Below are 17,992 nucleotides of genomic sequence, written 5' to 3' on the forward strand. Positions count from 1 at the left end.
AGGCCGGCCCCCCCGCCGCATCCCCGCGCGATTGCTGGACGTTGTCTTCCTGACACCTCCTGGCCCCTGGCATGCACTCGTCCGCGTACCCCTCGCCTGGCGAAGGGACGCGCGACGCTCTTGCGTCCGCGTGTGCATGTGGAGGAACGCTTGTTCGCACGAAGGCATCACCTAAGGCTCGGAGGACTGGCCGTCCTTTGCGCCTTCAGCGCCCAGGCCCAGAGCACCATTCCGGGCATCGAACTGGAGCGCCTGCAGCTCAACCCCGCCATGCGTGACAGCCTCGTGCTGTCCACCGGTGACCTGCTCCCCGCGGGTCAGTTCCGCATCGGGTTGACGGCGCACTACGAGAACCGGCCCCTCGTCCTGGTGGAGAACGACGAGCGGCAGGCCGACATCATCTCCAACCGCGTGACGACGCACATCACCGCGGCGTACTCCCTCACGAACTGGCTGGAATTGGGCGCGCAGGTGCCCATCGTCGCCCAGTGGGGCCCGGAGACCGCGTCGAATGGCGTGTCCCGTCCCACCACCAGCGCGCTCGGCACGCCGTGGGTCCAGGCGCGCGTGGGCTTCCTCTCCGAGAGCCGGGGCGGACCGATGGACCTGGGTCTGCACCTGGCCGCGGCCCTGCCCCTGGGCAGCAAGGCCGCCCTCACCCGTGACGAGGGCTTCACCTTCTCCCCGCGCCTGGGCGCCGGCAAGCAGCTGGGCGGCACCTTCCGCGTGGGCGCGGACGTCGGCGCGCTCGTGCGCACGAAGACGTACGCGCTGACGCCGCAGACGCAGCCCTACCTCGACGAGATGGGCGTGGAGGTGAACGGCGGCGTCAACCTGTCCGCCGCCCTCTGGGGCCTGCGCGAAGAAGTCATCCTGCGCGGCACCATTCCCACCCAGGACTCGCCCAGCTCGATGGAAGCGCTCCTGGGCCTGCGCGTCCCCACCGCTGACGGCACCGAGGTGTACGTCATGGGCGGCCCGGGCTTTGGCCAGACGCCCGGCACGCCGCGCTTCCGCGTGCTCGCCGGTGTGTCCTTCGGCACGCCTCCCGCGCCCAAGGGCCCCGTCTGTATCGCGGGCCAGCCCCACGTGGCCGCCGAGTGTCCCGACCTGGATGCCGACGGCGACGGCGTGAAGAACAGCGACGACCAGTGCCCCACGACGGCCGGCCTGGCGCAGCTCCAGGGCTGCCCGGACAAGGACGACGACCAGGACGGCATCCCCAACCTGGCGGACAAGTGCCCCACGCAGGCGGAGAACAAGAACGGCTTCGAGGACGAGGACGGCTGCCCGGACGACCCTGACTCCGACGGGGACGGCATCGTGGACTCCAAGGACCAGTGCCCGAAGGAGCCGGAGACGTTCAACAGCTACAAGGACAAGGACGGCTGCCCGGACGTGGAGCCCGACCGTGACGGCGACGGCATCGTGGACCGCCTGGACAACTGCCCGGACGAGCCCGGCACCGAGGCCAACGGCGGCTGCAAGGAGGCGCCCGTCGCGCGCATCGACTCCGGCAGCATCCGCATCATGGAGGCCGTGTTCTTCGAGAACAACAAGGCCGTCATCCAGAAGCGCAGCAACGCGGTGCTCGACAAGGTCGCGTCCATCCTCGTGTCCCATCCGGACATCGAGAAGGTGCGCGTGGAAGGCCACACCGACAACACCGGCAAGGCCTCCTACAACCTGGAGCTGTCCCAGAAGCGCGCCGAGGCGGTGGTGGACTACCTCGTGAGCAAGGGCGTGCAGCGCGAGCGGTTGGTGGCGCAGGGCTTCGGGCCCACGCAACCCATCGCGGACAACGCGAAGGCGGACGGCCGCGCGAAGAACCGCCGCGTCGAGTTCAAGATCGTCGGAGAGGCCGAGGGCGTGCAGACGACGCCGGCCTCCTCCTCTTCCCCCGACACCCTTCGGAAGTAAGGCAGACCGTTCATGTTCAAGACCCTGATGCATTCCCTTGTCCGGGGAGATTCACCCCGGATGGCGCTGGGCGCGGGCTTCCACGCGCTGGCCCTGTGTTCGCTGTTCCTCCTTGCTGGCTGCGAGTCCGCCACGCCGCGGCCCGCTGCCTCCGAACCCGTGCTCACGAGCCAGGCGTCCGCGCTCGTGGGTGACGGCAAGCTCCAGCCCGGCGAGCAGTGCGACGACGGCAACACGGTGAGCGGGGACGGCTGTTCGTCCACCGGCACCGTGGAGGCGGGCTACCTGTGCAACGTGCCCGGCAGCGCGTGCTCGTTGGCGAGCCTGTGTGGCAACAACGTGGTGAACACCGGCGAGCTGTGCGACGACGGCGACACCGCCAGCGGCAGCAACGGCTGTTCGGCCACGTGTGATTTGTCGCTGTGTGGCAACGGCGTGTTCGACAACCGCCAGTACCCGTCCTACGCGCAGGAGATCTGCGACGACGGCAACCGCTTCGAGGGCGACGGCTGCAGCCTCCAGTGCGAAGTGGAGCCCGGCTTCGCCTGCGCGGGCAGCCCCAGCCGCTGCGTGAGGGCGGGTGTGGCGGTGTTCAACACCGGCGTGGACGCGCAGAACCGCCGCCTGCCCACGGGCGCGGTGGATACGCACTGGTTCTACTCCGGCACCACCACCGGCGCGGACACCGGCGTGCGCAACGCCAACGACTGGCCGCTGGAGATGCAGACCGCGCGCTTCATGGCGCCCCAGGGCCTGCAGACGTGCGTGTACCAGGACTTCCTCATCCCCTCGACGACCAACATCGCGCAGTTCCGCCTGCGCCTGGCCACCTTCAATGACAACCAGTTCGACGGCGCGAAGGTGAACGGCGTGGCCATCTCGCCCGTCACCGTGAACGACCCGCCCGGCCAGCCCTGGCAGAAGAACATCTTCCGCGAGTTCGGCACCAACGCGGCCTGGCACGCGGGCCTCAACCGCATCGAGCTGTGCAACGAGAACGAGGCCAGCCCGCCGAACGCCTTCCGCTACCTCTTCGTGGACGCCTACGACGACCGCTGCGGTGACGGCGCCGTCTCCCCGCGCGAGGAGTGCGACGACGGCAACACCACGGCGGGCGACGGCTGCAACGCCACCTGTGGCATCGAGTCCGGCTATGGCTGCGCCGGCGCGCCCAGCACCTGCGCCAAGACGTGCGGCAACGGCAACCTGAACCCCGGTGAGCAGTGCGACGACGGCAACACCGCCGCGAACGACGGCTGCAACGCCAGCTGCCGCGTGGAGGACGGCTACGCCTGCCCTACGCCGGGCCAGGTTTGCGCGGCCACCTGCGGCAACGGCACCATCAACGCGGGAGAGCAGTGCGACGACGGCAACGTGTTCAGCTCCGACGGCTGCTCCGCGGCGTGCCGCATCGAGACGGGCTACTCCTGCAACGGCGCCCCGTCCGTCTGCGCCCCGCTGTGCGGCAACGGCGTGCTCAACGCCGGTGAGCTGTGCGACGACGGCAACACGAACCTGAACGATGGCTGCTCCAACGCCTGCACCCTGGAGCTGGGCTATGCCTGCGCCACGCCGGGCCAGCCCTGCGCGAAGACGTGCGGCAACGGCAACATGGACCCGGGCGAGCAGTGCGACGACGGCAACCTCGCGTCCGGTGACGGCTGCGCCACCGAGTGCCGCGTGGAGGGCGGCTATGCCTGCTCCACGCCGTCCAACGGCCCCTCCGTGTGCGTCCAGTCGTGCGGCAATGGCGCCCTGGATCCGAACGAGACGTGCGACGACGCGGACCAGTCGTCCGGCGACGGCTGCTCCAATGGCTGCCGCGTGGAGCCGGGCTACAGCTGCTCGGGTCAGCCCAGCACCTGCGCCACCCTCTGCGGCGACGGCATCCGCGCGGGCGCCGAGGCGTGCGACGACGGCAACGCGGCCAGCGGCGACGGCTGCAACGCCACCTGCGCCGTGGAGCCGGGCTGGAGCTGCCCCGCCCCTGGCAACGTGTGCTTCAACACCTGCGGCAACGGCACGGTGGACGTGGGCGAGTCGTGCGACGACGGCAACGCGGCCAGCGGCGACGGCTGCAACGCCACCTGCGCCGTGGAGCCGGGCTACAGCTGCAACGGCGCGCCCAGCGCCTGCGGCACCACCTGCGGCGACGGCATCCGCGCGGGCGCCGAGGTGTGCGACGACGGCAACCTGGTGGGCGGAGACACCTGCTCGCCGCGCTGCCTGCTGGAGGTGGGCCAGGCGTGCAACGCGTCCAACGTCTGCGAGGCGTACTGCGACCTGTCCACCCAGTTGTGCGTGGCGCAGGAGCCCCAGCCCGTGACGCCGGCCCCGGTCATCACCGGCCCCACGGCGAACTCCACCGTGACCACCGGCACGCCTCCCATCACCGGTACCAGCGTGCCCAACGCGCAGGTGACGGTGCGTGAGGGCGGCACCGTGGTCTGCACCGCCACCGCCGACGCGGCCGGCAACTGGACCTGCACGCCCACGGCGCCGCTGGTGGATGGCCCGCACAACGTGACGGCCACGGCCGAGACGTCCACGAGCACCACCAGCCCCCCGTCCACCGCCGTCCCCTTCATCGTGGACACGGAGGTCCCGGCCCCGGTCATCACCGGCCCCGAGGCGAACACCACTGTCACCACCGGCACGCCCGCCATCACCGGCACCGGCGAGCCCGGCGCGCTGGTGACGGTGCGTGAAGGCACGACCGTCATCTGCACCGCCACCGTGGACGCGGCCGGCAAGTGGAGCTGCGTGCCCACGACGCCGCTGACGGACGGCCCGCACAGCGTGACGGCCACGGCCGAATCGCCCGCGGGCATCACCAGCCCTCCGTCCGCCACCGTCCCCTTCGTGGTGGACAGCGTGGTGCTGGACAACCAGGCCCCGGACACGTCCATCGTGAAGGGCCCGGCGCCGACCACCTCCGACCGCACGGCGGACTTCGAGTACGCCTCCACGGAAGTGGGCTCCACGTTCGAGTGCAGCCTCGACGGTGGCGCCTGGGGCCCGTGCCGTGACAGCTACACCGTCGGCAGCGGGGACCACGTCCTGCGCGTCCGCGCGGTGGATGGCAGCGGCAACACGGATGCGACCCCGGCGGAGTACACCTGGACGGTGGTGAACACGCGCGCCTTCGCGGGCGGCGGGTGCAGCACCGCGCCGGATGCCTCCTGGCTGGCCCTCCTGGGCCTGATGGGAGTGCCGGGGCTGCGCCGCCGTCAGCGCCGCGCCGCATAGCCTCGCGGAGCCCGCCGGAGGGGAGGGCCTACCCCCTTCCCGGGAGCGCCCCCTCGCTCCCTCTCATGGCGCCCTTCCGGCGGCGCTCCCGCGTCCCCCTGCCTTCCCCGTATGCTTCGTCCGTGCCCGGGGCAGGTCATCAAGCGTCTTACGAGGAGGAGGTCCTGCTCGCGCTGGACGAGGGGCTGCTGTCCTCCGAGGAGGCGGCGGCCCTGCGCGAGGAGGCCCTTCGCCTGCACCGCAGGCCCCTGGAGCTGTTGAAGGAGCGGGGCCGGCTGACGGAGGACACCCTGGACCTCTTGCGGCAGGACCTGGCTCGCGGCGTTACGGACCGGGGTGAAGCGCCCATCCAGGAGGCCGCCACGCTGGGCACGGCGATTCCGTCCTCGCTGGCCGTGCATGGCGTGCCCTCGTTCCCGGTGCCCGGCTGGGACCGCTACGAGCCCGTGCGCTTCCTGGGGCAGGGCGGCATGGGGCAGGTGTTCCTGGCCTATGACCCGCTCCTGCGCCGCAACGTGGCCCTCAAGTTCGTGCGCGACGGGGACCCGGAGCTGGCCCGCCGCTTCCTGTCCGAGGCCCGTGCCCAGGCCCGCGTGCGCCACGAGCGCGTGTGCGAGGTCTACGAAGTGGGCGAGGTGCGCGGCCACGCCTTCATCGCCATGCGCTACGTGGAGGGCCCGTCGCTGGGGCAGCTCTCCAACTCGCTCACACTGGAGCAGCGCGTCTGGGTGCTGTGCCAGGCCGCGGAGGGCGTGCACGCCGCGCACCGCGTGGGGCTGGTCCACCGAGACCTGAAGCCCGGCAACATCCTGGTGGAGCGCACGGAGGACGGAGGCTTCCACCCGTTCGTGATGGACTTCGGCCTGGCGCGGGACTGGCGCGAGGACAGCACCACCCCGAACGCGGTGCTGGGCACGCCGCACTACATGCCGCCCGAGCAGGCCCGCGGCGAAGGCCACCGCCTGGACCGCCGCGCGGACGTCTACGCGCTGGGCGCTACATTATATGCGCTGCTCACCGGGCAGCCTCCCTTCACCGGCGGGACGGAGAAGGAGGTGCTCGCGAAGCTCCAGACGGAGCCGCCTCCGCGCCCGCGCGCGCTGGAGCCGGACATCCCGGAGGACCTGGAGGCCGTCGTTCTCAAGTGCCTGGAGAAGGAGCGGCCGCTCCGCTACGACTCCGTGCGCGCCTTCACGGACGACCTGGAGCGCTTCCTGTCCGGCGAGCCGGTGCGAGCCCGCCATGGCGCGCGCTACTGGCTGGGCAAGAAGGTCCGCAAGCACCGCGCGGCGCTGGCGCTGGGTGGCACGGTGGTGGCGGTGGTGGCCGGCGCGCTCACGCAAGCGCAGCTCGCGCGCGGAGAGGTGGCCGAACGCGAGCGGCTGGCCCGAGCGTTCACCGAGCGCGTGGAGCGCATCGAGTCCTCGGCGCGCTACTCCGCCCTGTCGCGTCTGCACGACACGCGCAAGGACCGCGAGGCGCTGCGCGCGAGCATGGCCGCGCTGGAGCAGGAGATTTCCCGCGCGGGCGAGCAGGCGGTGGGCCCCGGCGAGTACGCGCTGGGCCGCGCCCTGTTCGCGCTGGATGACCTGGACGGCGCGAGAGAGAAGCTGGAGTCTGCGTGGGCGCACGGCTTCCGCGAGCCCCGCGTGGCCTGGGCGCTGGCTCAGACGCTGGGCCACCTGTACCGCGAGCAGCTGCTGCTGGACGTGGAGCGCCGAGCCCCCGCGCAGCGCGAGGCCCGGCTCAAGGAGCTGAACGGGCGCTACCGCGACCCGGCGCTCGCGTACCTGCGCCAGGCGGAGGGGCCGGACGTGCCCGCGCCGCCGTCGTTCGTGAAGGCCCTGTTCGCCTTCTACGAGGACCGGCCGGAGGACGCGCTGGCGCTGCTGGACGCGCCGGGCACGCAGTCGCCGTGGTTCTACGAGGCGCCGCTGCTGCGTGGCGACATCCTGCTCGCACGCGCCACGCGGCGCTGGAACGGCGGGGACCGCGCGGGTTCGCAGGCGGACCTGGCGCTGAGCCGCGAGGCGTACGCCGCCGCTGTCGCCACCGCGGAGAGCCAGCCCGTGGTGCACTCGGTGCTGGGGCGGCTGGAGCTGGCCGCGCTGGTGATGGAGCTGTACGGCGAGGGAAACATCCTGCCGCACTACGAGCGGGGCCTGGAGGCGCTGTCTCGCGCGCTCGCAGCCGCGCCGGACCATGCCCGCTCGCTGGTGCTGGTGTCGCGCTTCCACCGCCGGCTCGCGGAGCAGCGCACGAACCAGGGCGGGGAGGGAGTGGAGGCGCTGCTGGAGAAGTCCCTGGCCGCGCTGCGCACCGCGGAGGCCGTGGCCACGCCGAGCGAACGCATCCCGCTGGAGCGGGCCCTGACGCATCGCCAGTGGGCGCGCTACCAGCAGCTGCGCGGGGAGGACCCGCGCGGACAGCTGAAGCTCGCGATTGCCTCCTTCGAACAGCTGCGCCCGGAGGACCGCGACTACGCGTTCCACGCCAACCTGGGCCTGACCTGGCAGGGGCAGGCGGACGCGGAGGCCGCGCGCGGCGGAGATCCGCTGCCTCTGTTGGACAAGGCCATCGCCGAGTACCAGGCGGCGCTCCAGCTGAGCGAGCAGCAGCCGTTCTCGTGGATCAACCTGGGCGTCGCGTACCGCAAGCGGGCGGACGCCCGGAACGCGCCGGATGCGATGGGCGACCTGCGCCTCGCGAACAGCGCGCTCACGCGGGCCCTGTCCCTCAACCCGGACAACTTCAGCGCGTGCTTCAACGGCGCGGAGGTGGCGGAGCAGCTCGCGCGAGCCCGCTACCTGAAGGGCGAGGACGTGAGCGTGGACCTGGAGCGCGCCCTGACGCTGTACCGGCAGGGGCTGGCGCTCAACGCGAAGCAGCCCGCGCTCCACAACGCGCTGGGCTCCGCGGTGTTCTGGCAGGCGGAGCTGCGCGCGGAGGAGGGCGGCGACACGAAGGCCCTGCTCGACGAGGCGAAGGCATCCTTCGAGAAGGCCCGCGCCCTGGCGCCCACGCAGGGCTTCGCCTTCAACAACCTGGGCGAGTGGGAGGTCTTCCGCGCGGAGCTCCAGCTCGCGAAGGGCGAGGACCCGAGCGTCGCGCTGCGCGCCGCGGTGGACGACTACTCGGAGGCGCTGAAGCGGCTGCCGGACGACGCGGACCTGCTGGCGAACCTGGGCAAGGCCTGGGTGCGCCACGCGGCGTGGACGCTGTCACAGGCGCGAGACCCGGCGGCGGACCTGACGAAGGCGGAGACGGCGCTGAACCGGGCCCGCGAGCAGAATCCGCGCCTGGGCAATGCCTGGCGCTACCTGGCGGAGGCATCCGGCGTCCGTGCGCGTTGGATGGCGCGGGGCCACGGCGCGGCGGACGGCGAGTTCACGCGCGCGGCGGAGGCCTTCGAGGAGGCGCTGAAGCTCGACCCCAGGCTGGAGTACCGGCTCGCGGCGGCGGAGCTCCACGGCGCCTGGGCGCGGTGGCGCATCCGTGAAGGGCAGGACGCGGCGGCCGGGCTGACGCGGGGACTGGCGCTGGCTGACGCGGTGGTGGCGGCCCGTCCCCGATGGAGCCGGGCGCGCGAGGTGCGGGACGGACTGGCAGCGCTTCGCGCCGGACCCCCGGCCCCGGAGGACGTGGCCGACGCACCCACGCCCTGAGGAGACTACCGGCGGGCCTCCTCCGGGGGATCGCTCGTCACGTCGATGCCGCCGTTCTTGCGGTCCGATTGCCCCTCGATGGAGCTGTCGTCCTGGACCCTTCGCGTGTGGATGCGCACCTGGAAGGGATGCATCCCTCGCTTCGCGTGGGGGGCGACGGTCAGCGGCACGGGCGCCGCGTTGTCGCTGGTCAGCTTGAACGGGCTCCGCGCGGTGAAGCAATCATCGTGGTGGAACGACACGAGCGCGGTGGCGTCAGCCGCGTAACCAGCCATCACGAAGACCACCAGGTCGCCGTGCTTCACCTCCGGCGACGGGTCGTAGGTGATGTCCTTGGGGGAGAGCGTCACTGTCATGAGGGCCATAGGCCCGGACTGCATTGCATCGCCTGTACCAGTGCGCGGACCGTGAACACCGCTGGGATGTTTCACGGCCGCGACACGGGGCAGGACCCCGGACACGTCAATGACAGGGCACGGTCCGGGGCTGACGTGTCCGTCGGTTAGGCGCGCTCCTCCGGCGGGTCGCTGGTCACGTCGATGCCGCCGTTCTTCCGGTCCAGCTTGAGCGGATCGACCTTGTCCTCGCTCCGGGTGCTCGACCCATCGTCGATGGTCGCGTCGAATTCGTAGACCCGCTTCAACGCCGTCATCGAGACGGTCAGCGGGGAGGTCGCCAGCGCGTGGGTCCCTCCGAGCTCGTACGGGTACGGGTTCGAGGCGGAAACGGTGAGGCAGTTCCCGGTCGGGAACGTGATGGTGGCGGTCGCGCCCGGAGGGTAGCTGCCCAGCGAGAAGACCACCGTGTCACCGTGTTTCACTTCCGGACCGGGGCTGTAGGTGACGGGAACCGTGGAGAGGTCGACTGTGATGTTGGCCATAGGTCCGCGCAGCATTGCAGCACCTGTACCAACATGCATGTCTCGAATACGTGCTCGGATGTTTCACGGCTGCGACAGCGGTCACGCGCTCCCGGACGCGTCAGTGACACGTCACGGTCCAGGAGCTGACGTGTCCGTCCGTCAGGCGCGCTTCTCCGGCGGGTCGCTGGTCACGTCGATGCCGCCGTTCTTCCGGTCCCACTCGTGGCCCTTGCGGGCCAGGGACTCCTGCCCGCTGTTGAAGTCCACGTCGAAGGAATAGACCCCGCGAGCCGCCGTCAGGGCGACGGTCAGGGGCGCGGTCGCCATCGTGGGGCCTCCGAGCGTGTACGGGCCGGACGTGGTGAGGCAGGTACCGTCGGGGAACGTGATGGTGGCGGTGGCGTTGAGCGCGTTGCCCAACGTGAAGACCACCTTGTCGCCGTGCTTCACATCGGGGCTGGGGCTGTAGGTGACAGGGGTCGTGGAGACGTCGATGGTGGTGGTGTTGGTGGGCATGGTTTCCGTGGCCATTGCAGACGCCATACCAGCTCAGCTCGCGTCCAATCCCAGCTCACGCACGCGGCGATGGAGCGCGCGGCGGGAGACCTCCAGCTTCTGCACCATGCGGTCCAGGTCGCCCTCGCATTCGTGGAAGCAGCGGGTGATTTCCTCCGGGCTCAGGTCGCGCGCGGTCCGCAGGAGCGAGCTCTTGTCGATGAGCACGTACACGGAGGAGCGCGGGATGCCCAGCCAGTCCGCGGTGGCCTTCAAGTCCCACGCACAGGCGCGCAGGGCCTCCAGCACCTCCTGCTCGCTCACCTCCGACGGCTTGCGCCGCGCGGGTGCGCGCGTCTCCGAAGGCGCGGGCGTGTCCTCCGAGGCAGGGGATGGCGACCGCTCGGTCAGGGGTTGCCCGGGGATGGGGAGCGCGTCGGCGTCCAGTGACTGCTCCAGCCGCGCATCCACGCGCAGCCCGGGTAGCCCCCGGCTTCCAATCACGAGCTGCCGCGCGACGTTGCGAAGCTGGCGCACGTTGCCGGGCCACGCGGAGCGCACCAGCCGCGCGGCGAGCGACGCGGGCAGCCACGGCTCCGCGCGCGCATCCGAGGAACTCAGCCGCCCCGCCTCGCCCGTGGACTCCAGCTCCTGGCGCGCGAAGTGGAGGAACAGCGGTGCGATGTCCTCGCGGCGCTCGCGCAGCGGCGGCACGGTGATTTCGAAGCCCGCCAGCCGGTGCAGCAGCGGGGCCTTGAAGTGGCCGTCGCGGATGTGCGCCTCCAGGTCCGCGTCCGTGGCGGTGACGAGCCGCACGTCCACGCGCACCGGGGTCTGCGCCCCCACGGGATAGACCTCCTGGGTCTCCAGCACGCGCAGCAGCGCCGCCTGGACCTCCGGGGGCGCCTCCGCCACCTCGTCCAGGAAGAGCGTGCCGCCGTGGGCCGCGCGGAAGAAACCCTCCCGGTCGCGCGCGGCGCCGGTGAACGCACCCCGCACCGCGCCGAACAGCTCCGCGGCGATGAGGTCCTTGGCCAGGGCGCCCAGGTTGACGCTGACGAAGGGCCCGGCGCGGCGCGGGCTCCGCGCATGGAGCGCTCTCGCCACCAGCTCCTTGCCCGTGCCCGTCTCGCCTCGCACCAGCACGGGGACCAGGAGGTCGGCCACGCGGAGCACGTCCTCGCGCACGCGGACGACGCCCTCGCTGTCGCCCACCATGCCCAGCCCCGCCAGCTCCGTCTGGGCACTGGCGCCGCGCACGGTGGCCTGGTGCAGCAGCAGCGCCACGCGCCCGGCGAGCACCAGCGGCACGCCCGCCACCAGCGCCTGCGCGGGGAACTCCCGCCCGCCGCGCACCGGCTCACTGCCCACCCACACCGGCGTCCCGCCCTCCGGCACCCGCAGCCGCACGCTGCCGTCCGTCCCCGCCTCGAAGCGCACCGGAGTCCGGCTGAGGAAGGGGTCACCCAGGGGCAACGCCAGCACCGCCCCCGGACGGCTGAAGTCCGGTGCGTTGCGGGACAGGGCCACCGCGCGCTCTCCGGACAGCAACCCGTCCAGCAGCAGCCGCTCCCCGATGCGCTGGGGCTGGGCATGGCCAATGAGCGTCAACGCCGGCATCACCTGGGCGGCCTGGGAGGGCGTGCCCTGGGTGCGGACGGCGGTCGTGGAGAAGTTCGTGGGGTTCTTGAGCGGCATGGACCTCCCAGGCAGCCTACAACGGGCTGGCTGCCCCGGGGCCTGGCAGGCGGCGTTCCTTCGCGCTCCTACCTGCTCCGGCGGGGGCCCGTCCCCACGGCTGCTCGCATGGTGGGCACGGGCCGTAGGAGCGGGAGCCACGCCCGCGCCCCATCCAATGAATAGGTTTGTGGCGCGTGCCGTGTGGTTCTTCGAGAGGGAGCGCGACCTTCATGACTCCATCGAACTCGAACATCCCTGTCTTCGGCGCCGTCCTCTTCGACCTGGACGGCGTCGTCATCGACACGACCGAACTGCACTACCGCGTCTGGGATGAGTTCGCTCGCGAGCGGGGCTACGTGCCCACGCGCGAGCAGCTGCTCGCCACCAACGGCCTGCGGGCCGGGGAGACGCTGCGCGCGTGGTTCGGCGCGGAGTTGGATGACGAGCAGGTGGCCGTGCTCACGGACGACCGGGAGCGGGCCTTCCACCGGCTGCTCGACCACGAGCCGGTGTCCCCCGTCCCCGGCGTGGGCGCCTACCTGATGTCCTTGAAGCGGGCGGGCGTGCCCTGGGCCCTGGGCACGAGCGCCCTGGCCCAGAACGCGGAGCGGGCCCTGGAGCGAGTGGGGCTGGAGCACCTGTTCCCCGTGCGCGTGACGTCCACGGACGTGTCGCGGGGCAAGCCGGATCCCGAGGTGTACCTCAAGGCCTCCGCCGCGCTGGGCGTCCCGCCGCACGCGTGCGTGGTGTTCGAGGACGCGGTGGCGGGGCTTCGAGCCGCGCGGGCCGCGGGCGCGGCGTGTGTCGCCGTCGCCACGTCGTTTCCGCGCGAGGTCCTGGTGCGCGAGCGGCCGGACTGGCTGGTGAAGGACTTCCGGGACCTGCCGCAGGCGCTGCGTCCCGGAAGTCACGGCTTCACGGCGCCGACGGCACCTCACCCGTGAGCACGCAGATGAGCGCGTCCGGGTCGCACTTCACGGGGAACAGCGGGTTGATGCCGGAGCCGCGCAGCCGGCCCGCGTCGTAGTCCGCGTACGGGTCGCACAGCGCGTCGTCCGGCAGCTTCGTGGCGCTGTTCTGGCACTTCACCACCGGCCAGATGCCCTTCACGGTGTACTCGGCGCTGCAGCCGTTCTCCGAGTACACGAGGTCCGCGGTGAACTGCGTGCCCGGAATCTCCGGCGTGTTGTAGATGCGCAGGTTGCTCCACGCGTAGCCGAAGTCCTGCGCGGGCAGCGGTCCGCCGTCAGGCGCCGTGGAAGCGGGCACCTCCAGCCGCGTGGGCGTCAAATCCGGCACCGAGCAGAAGTGGTCCGCCCCCGGCGTCACGGAGGCGAAGGGGCCCACCGCGGTGGCGGTCGCCTTCGAGTCCTCCGTCAGCCGGGACGCGAAGTCCGCCAGCAACTTGCCCAGCCGCGCGCTGCGCACGCCCACGGTGTCGGGCGCGGCCGGGTCCGGGCTGAAGAACTTCTGCAGCCCCAGCGGCTCTGGCTTCAGCTGCGCGCAGACAAGGTCCGGGTTCTGCCCGGGCTTGAGCTGGTACGTCGCGGCGAACGAGCCGGTGGAGCCGTCCGACACGGCGCGAGCCACGACGCACTCGGGCTCCGGTTCGCTGCCGCACGCACCCACGGCGACGGCCGCCGCCGCGAGCCCTGCACTCACTGCCATCCAACGAAACTTCATCGCGGGAGTCCTCATGGCTCAAGACCTAGAAGCTGAGCTTCGCGCCCAGGCGGATGGAGCGCGGAGCCTGGTAGGCGGTGGGCCGCTTGAAGTTGGGGTTGATGTCCGCCTCGCCAATGGGCTTGTTCGTGGCGGTGGAGATGACCTTGCAGTTGGGGTTGTCCTGGGTGAGGCAGGCGGTGAGGTCGTCCGGCTTGCCGCCCTGCTCGATGGCGTACACGCGCGTGGTGGTGAAGGTCTGGTCCACGTCCGTGTACTGCTGGAAGTTGAAGAGGTTGAACACGTCCAGGGACACCGTGAGGACGTAGTCCTTCACCAGCCGCTGGTTGAGGCCCACGTGCCCGTCCACGCCGTGCACCCAGGGCAGCCGGCCCGCGCTGCCGCGCGGCAGGATGAACGTCTCCGAACCGCTGCGGCGCGGGTGCGCGCCCAGGTAGTTGAGCGGCGCGCCGGAGCGCGCCCGGTAGTTGCCGCCCACGTTGATGCTGGTGCTCGGCCCCAGCACCAGCTCCTTCGCGGCGAACACCTTGAAGGAATGCGTGCGGTCTCCGGGCAGCTGGCCCTCGCGGTTGACGGTGAGCGACACCAGGTCGAAGTCGCGCGTGAGGTTGGGGGACAGCTGGCCGGTGTCCGCGCGGAACAGGCCGGAGTAGTTCCCGCGCAGGGTGGACCAGGTGTAGCTGCCCTGGGCCAGCCACCCGTTGGTGAAGGCGCGCTGGAAGTAGAGGTTGACCGCGTCGTACTCGCGCCGGGCCAGCGGGAAGTCCGTGGAGTAGCCCTTGCCCGGGTTGCCCAGGAAGAAGGTGCTGCCGTCGTCGCGGCTCATGTCCTCGATGACGTCGTTGAGGTAGCGCCGGGTGTACGTGGCGCCCAGGCGGCTCGCGGTGAAGAGCTCGTACTCACCGCCCAGCACGAACTCGTCCGCGGACTGGGCGCGAATCTGGGGATCCACCGGCACGCGGTCGCCGCCCTGCGCGTCCCACAGCTGGTTGGGGCTCTCGCGGTTGCCAATGGGCTGGCGGTTGACGTTCTGGGTGCAGTCCCCGAGCAGCGAATCCTCACGGGAGGGAACGCACGGGGGCGAGTCGTAGGTGGCGGACAGCAGCTGCTGCTGCGGGAAGGACAGGTCCGCCATGTCCAGGGGGACGTTCTCGAAGAAGCGCGCGTAGTTGGCGAAGAGCTTGGCGCGGCCACTCTGCGTCGGGTCGTAGATGACGCCCAGGCGCGGGGACCACTGGTTGGGCAGGTGCAGGCCCACCTCGCCGTCCAGGCCGTAGATGGTCTGCACGTCGTAGCGCAGGCCCACGTTGACGGTGACCTTGTCCATGACGGACCAGCTGTCCTGGAGGAAGCCGCCCACGGTGGTGGACGTGGAGGTGCCTTCCTTGTTGGGCAGGAACACCGGGATGTCCGGGCCCTGCAGGTAGCCGTACTGGTTGAGGCTGAAGAAGCAGTCGCCGCCGGTGCACTCCTGCCAGGGCGTGAGGCCGGTGCGCGCGCGCTTGTTGTAGAAGCTCATCCGCTCGATGTCCGCGCCCGCCTTGAGGATGTGGTGGCCCAGGGCCTCCAGCAGGTACGTGCCCATCACCTTGCCCTGCACACGGTCCAGCCGCTGGATGCTGATGGTGCCGGGGCCGCCGGTGGAATAGGCCGCCACGGGGCAACGCAGCCGCTGCTCCTCGGGCGTGGTGCCGCAGGCGTCCGCGTATGGGAGCGTCTCGAACTCGTTGATGGTGTGGAACCCCGGGTTGCGGGTGCGGCGCCAGGCGATGTTGGACTTCGCGGACAGGCCCTCGCCGGAGCCCAGGCCGGAGCCGTCCGACGGGAGGATGGAGTCCGCCTGGTGGTGCCAGCCGAGCGTCGCGTCCACGAGCAGCTTCTTGTCGAAGAAGGACGACGCCTGCTTCGCGACGATGTCCATGGCGCTGTTGCTGCGCCGGGTGGCGATGGCTTCATACGCGCCCTGCACGAAGGCGGTGCACGACAGGCTGGTGCACACCTCCGGCTCGCCGTCGTCGCTGAAGGAGTACTTGCCGCTGCCGCCGGAGGAGCGCGGCGTGCCGAACGCGGACACGGACAGGCTGTGGTCCGGGTTGAAGTTGTAGGTGAGCTTGCCCAGGTACTGCACGCTGCGCTCGTCGGCGAAGCGGCTGGTGCGGCTGCCTTCGATGGGGTTCACCTGGGAGAAGCCGGTGGTGGGGTCCTTGCGGCGCGCGCCCACGGCGGAGCAGCCGTTCTCGAGGTCCACCTCCGAGCACAGCTCGTAGCTGCTGAGCTGGCGGTCCACCTGGATGCGATTGAAGGACGGCGCGACGCCCACGTAGAACCAGAGCTTGTCCTTGAGGAGGGGGCCGCCCAGGTCGAAGCCGAAGTCGCCCAGGTTGTGGGCGCTGCCCTGCGCGGAGATGACGCTGCCTTCGCGCAATATCTCCTTGCCGGACGTCTGGAACGCGCCGGGCGCGTAGTTGGCGAACACGGAGCCGTGGAACTCGTTGGAGCCGGACTTGGTGACGACGTTGAGCACGCCGCCAGTGGAGCGGCCGTACTCCGGCATGTAGCCGCCGGTGATGATGTTGACCTCCTTCACGAACTCCACGGACAGGGGCGTGCCCAGCGTGCCCACGCCGGGGTCGTTCACGGACAGGCCGTCCACGACGTACTGGCTCTCAGGTGAGGAGCTGCCGCTGATGCTCACGCCGTAGCGGTCCTCGGTGGCGCCGGGGGCCAGCTCGGCCAGGCCTTCAAAGGAGCGGGACGCGGAGCCCTTGGTGCCGGGGCGGATGACGGCGATGTTGCGGATGAAGTCCTGGTCCACGGTGACGCCCGCGGCGCTGGAGCCCACGTCCAAGGTCGGAGGCGAGCCGACGACCTCGACGTCGGAGCTCAGGGAGTCCGGAGCCAGCTCCGCGTTGAAGCGGATGGTGCGGTCGATGCGCAGCAGGATGCCGTCGCGGGCATAGGGCTGATAGCCCTGGGCCTCGAAGCGCAGCGTGTACGTGCCCGGCGGAAGCTGGGGGATGCGGTACAGGCCGCTCTTGTCGGAGAGCACGGTGCGCTCGCCCTGCAACTGGGGCGAGGTGGCGGTGACCACGACATCCACCAGCGGCTTCTTGTCGAGCGTGTTCGTCAGGGTCCCGGTGATGACCGAGTTGCCCTGGGCCCAGGCCCCGGCGCCCCACAACACGACCATGAGCCACAGCCCACGGATGAAACAGATTCGTCTGAGCACGTCTGCGCCCCTCCCGGCGAAGGCGGCGAACTCTGTCTCAAAACGCGAGAAATCCACCAGCCCAAATCAAAAAGACTTTGCCGCCAGAGCGGAAAACAGCTGGCTCGCTGCGTCAGGCCGGGGAGGGAGCTCAGAGGATGTTCCCGGGCTCGGAGGTGAAGAGCGCGTGGAAGAGCGTGGTCTCCGGCGGCTTCATGAAGTTGACGTAGAGGGGGATGGGCGTCTGCGCGACTTCGAGCGGCAGGGCGGCGGCGCCGAACTCCGCTTCGATATGTCGGGCGAGCGTGTCCGCGATGCCTTGCAGCTCCAGCGGGACGGGGCCGAGGAAGACCTTCGACTCCATGAGGCGTTTCGCGAGGAAGACCCGGCGAACGCAGTGCACGGTGTAGAGGGGGGCCAGGATGCTGAGGTACCCGGCGACCGTCCAGGTGATCTGCGGGCGCATCATGTCCTGCTCCTGATGCGGGTAGACCAGCACGCAGAAGCTGGGGTTCGCCAGGCCCGGCGCGTAGTCCCAGGCATCGCACCCGGGAAGCGCTGCTCGAAGCGTCTTCACGAAGGCTCCCCAGCGGGGCCTCTCCACCTTCTTCTCCTCCCAGAGGGCTTGGTAGCGAAGATCCTCGGGACCAGGTTCTTGCCGGAAGACATAGGCCTGGTCGGTGCCCCAGTAGAGACGAGCAACCGCGAGCAATTCTTCAGCGGAAGGCGTCATGGCTTCCTGGCCTTGGACTTGAGGGAGAGGGTTGCCGGGTGGCACTGCTGCCTGACTCGCGAGCCAAGGATGGCCCCCTCAAGCGCGATCCCGAAGGTCGTCCTGAACTCCTCACACGCGAGCCCGAGGGCTGTTACCGGCGTGGTCGAACTGAACACGGTCTGAGCCGCCAGATTGGCGCAGTTCGCCGAGATGCGTTGGGCCAGTTCCACCGGAATCGGTTCCGAGCCTTTGGCGTGGATGGGGAGTCCAACGCCCAGCGTGCACTTGAAGATCTCTCCCGTGTCACGCCGTAGCGGAACATGGACACAGGCTTCCCTCCAGCCTCCTGGGCCCGGCTCTGTCTGTTCAATGACCGTGACGAACCGGAAGTGCCGGGGCTGGAGGTTCCCCTCCACCACGGTTCCGGTTCTCATCGCACAGCCCGTGATCAACCACGCCAGCCCCAGGCATACCGCCCGCCTCGTCGCGTCCATGGCCTTCCCCCCGGAAGGCCA

Annotated in this window: 12 protein-coding genes; 4 read left to right on the top strand and 8 right to left on the bottom strand. The window is 70.7% G+C overall.

What is annotated here, in order from left to right:
- The first annotated feature begins 150 nt into the window (after positions 1-150).
- The 3 genes from GTZ93_RS03740 (at position 151) to GTZ93_RS03750 (ending at position 8,834) form a co-directional block, all read left to right on the top strand.
- Complete coding sequence (locus GTZ93_RS03740) at positions 151-1,920, top strand: OmpA family protein (RefSeq protein ID WP_139921957.1); 1,770 nt, start codon at positions 151-153, stop codon at positions 1,918-1,920.
- Between the two features lie 12 nt (positions 1,921-1,932).
- The gene (locus GTZ93_RS03745) at positions 1,933-5,169 is read left to right on the top strand and encodes a DUF4215 domain-containing protein (RefSeq protein ID WP_167547803.1); all 3,237 of its coding nucleotides are present in this window, start codon (positions 1,933-1,935) and stop codon (positions 5,167-5,169) included.
- Between the two features lie 122 nt (positions 5,170-5,291).
- On the top strand, positions 5,292-8,834 hold the full coding sequence (locus GTZ93_RS03750) for a serine/threonine-protein kinase (RefSeq protein WP_139921955.1): 3,543 nt from the start codon (positions 5,292-5,294) through the stop codon (positions 8,832-8,834).
- Between the two features lie 5 nt (positions 8,835-8,839).
- Here the strand turns inward: GTZ93_RS03750 and GTZ93_RS03755 are convergent, their stop codons facing one another.
- From GTZ93_RS03755 to GTZ93_RS03770, 4 genes are all read right to left on the bottom strand, one after another.
- Positions 8,840-9,199 carry a hypothetical protein gene (locus GTZ93_RS03755; RefSeq protein WP_139921953.1) on the bottom strand — a complete coding sequence of 120 codons (360 nt, stop codon included), beginning with the start codon at positions 9,197-9,199 and terminating at the stop codon, positions 8,840-8,842.
- Between the two features lie 137 nt (positions 9,200-9,336).
- The gene (locus GTZ93_RS03760) at positions 9,337-9,714 is read right to left on the bottom strand and encodes a hypothetical protein (RefSeq protein WP_257979439.1); all 378 of its coding nucleotides are present in this window, start codon (positions 9,712-9,714) and stop codon (positions 9,337-9,339) included.
- Between the two features lie 141 nt (positions 9,715-9,855).
- On the bottom strand, positions 9,856-10,227 hold the full coding sequence (locus GTZ93_RS03765) for a hypothetical protein (protein WP_257979438.1): 372 nt from the start codon (positions 10,225-10,227) through the stop codon (positions 9,856-9,858).
- Positions 10,228-10,245: 18 nt separating this feature from the next.
- Positions 10,246-11,889, bottom strand: coding sequence for a sigma 54-interacting transcriptional regulator (locus GTZ93_RS03770; RefSeq protein ID WP_120577662.1), 1,644 nt, complete (start codon positions 11,887-11,889; stop codon positions 10,246-10,248).
- A gap of 212 nt (positions 11,890-12,101) precedes the next feature.
- On the opposite strand from GTZ93_RS03770, the gene GTZ93_RS03775 reads away from it, so the two are divergent.
- The gene (locus GTZ93_RS03775; protein WP_120577663.1) at positions 12,102-12,815 is read left to right on the top strand and encodes an HAD family hydrolase; all 714 of its coding nucleotides are present in this window, start codon (positions 12,102-12,104) and stop codon (positions 12,813-12,815) included.
- Here the strand turns inward: GTZ93_RS03775 and GTZ93_RS03780 are convergent.
- The 4 genes from GTZ93_RS03780 to GTZ93_RS03795 form a co-directional block, all read right to left on the bottom strand.
- Positions 12,787-13,539, bottom strand: a complete 753-nt coding sequence (locus tag GTZ93_RS03780) for a hypothetical protein (protein WP_257979289.1) — start codon at positions 13,537-13,539, stop codon at positions 12,787-12,789. The two genes, GTZ93_RS03775 and GTZ93_RS03780, sit on opposite strands and share 29 nt — an antisense overlap.
- 40 nt (positions 13,540-13,579) lie before the next feature.
- Positions 13,580-16,744: a TonB-dependent receptor gene (locus GTZ93_RS03785; RefSeq protein ID WP_167547879.1), complete on the bottom strand. Its 3,165-nt coding sequence runs from the start codon at positions 16,742-16,744 to the stop codon at positions 13,580-13,582.
- Between the two features lie 169 nt (positions 16,745-16,913).
- Positions 16,914-17,495 (bottom strand): hypothetical protein, encoded by a 582-nt coding sequence (locus tag GTZ93_RS42605; RefSeq protein WP_257979288.1) that lies wholly within the window; start codon positions 17,493-17,495, stop codon positions 16,914-16,916.
- Positions 17,492-17,971: a hypothetical protein gene (locus GTZ93_RS03795; RefSeq protein WP_139919687.1), complete on the bottom strand. Its 480-nt coding sequence runs from the start codon at positions 17,969-17,971 to the stop codon at positions 17,492-17,494. The genes GTZ93_RS42605 and GTZ93_RS03795 overlap by 4 nt, the downstream gene beginning before the upstream one ends.
- Between the last annotated feature and the right edge of the window lie 21 nt (positions 17,972-17,992).

The sequence above is a fragment of the Corallococcus exiguus genome, from assembly GCF_009909105.1.
GTDB lineage: Bacteria > Myxococcota > Myxococcia > Myxococcales > Myxococcaceae > Corallococcus > Corallococcus exiguus.

What these genes read in the sequence shown, in the direction of transcription:
- GTZ93_RS03775 (WP_120577663.1), top strand. Translation starts at nt 12,102, where the DNA reads ATGACTCCATCGAACTCGAACATCCCTGTCTTCGGCGCCGTCCTCTTC.
- GTZ93_RS03745 (WP_167547803.1), top strand. Translation starts at nt 1,933, where the DNA reads ATGTTCAAGACCCTGATGCATTCCCTTGTCCGGGGAGATTCACCCCGG.
- GTZ93_RS03795 (WP_139919687.1), bottom strand. Translation starts at nt 17,971, where the DNA reads ATGGACGCGACGAGGCGGGCGGTATGCCTGGGGCTGGCGTGGTTGATC.
- GTZ93_RS42605 (WP_257979288.1), bottom strand. Translation starts at nt 17,495, where the DNA reads ATGACGCCTTCCGCTGAAGAATTGCTCGCGGTTGCTCGTCTCTACTGG.
- GTZ93_RS03765 (WP_257979438.1), bottom strand. Translation starts at nt 10,227, where the DNA reads ATGGCCACGGAAACCATGCCCACCAACACCACCACCATCGACGTCTCC.
- GTZ93_RS03780 (WP_257979289.1), bottom strand. Translation starts at nt 13,539, where the DNA reads ATGGCAGTGAGTGCAGGGCTCGCGGCGGCGGCCGTCGCCGTGGGTGCG.
- GTZ93_RS03760 (WP_257979439.1), bottom strand. Translation starts at nt 9,714, where the DNA reads ATGGCCAACATCACAGTCGACCTCTCCACGGTTCCCGTCACCTACAGC.
- GTZ93_RS03785 (WP_167547879.1), bottom strand. Translation starts at nt 16,744, where the DNA reads ATGGTCGTGTTGTGGGGCGCCGGGGCCTGGGCCCAGGGCAACTCGGTC.
- GTZ93_RS03755 (WP_139921953.1), bottom strand. Translation starts at nt 9,199, where the DNA reads ATGGCCCTCATGACAGTGACGCTCTCCCCCAAGGACATCACCTACGAC.
- GTZ93_RS03770 (WP_120577662.1), bottom strand. Translation starts at nt 11,889, where the DNA reads ATGCCGCTCAAGAACCCCACGAACTTCTCCACGACCGCCGTCCGCACC.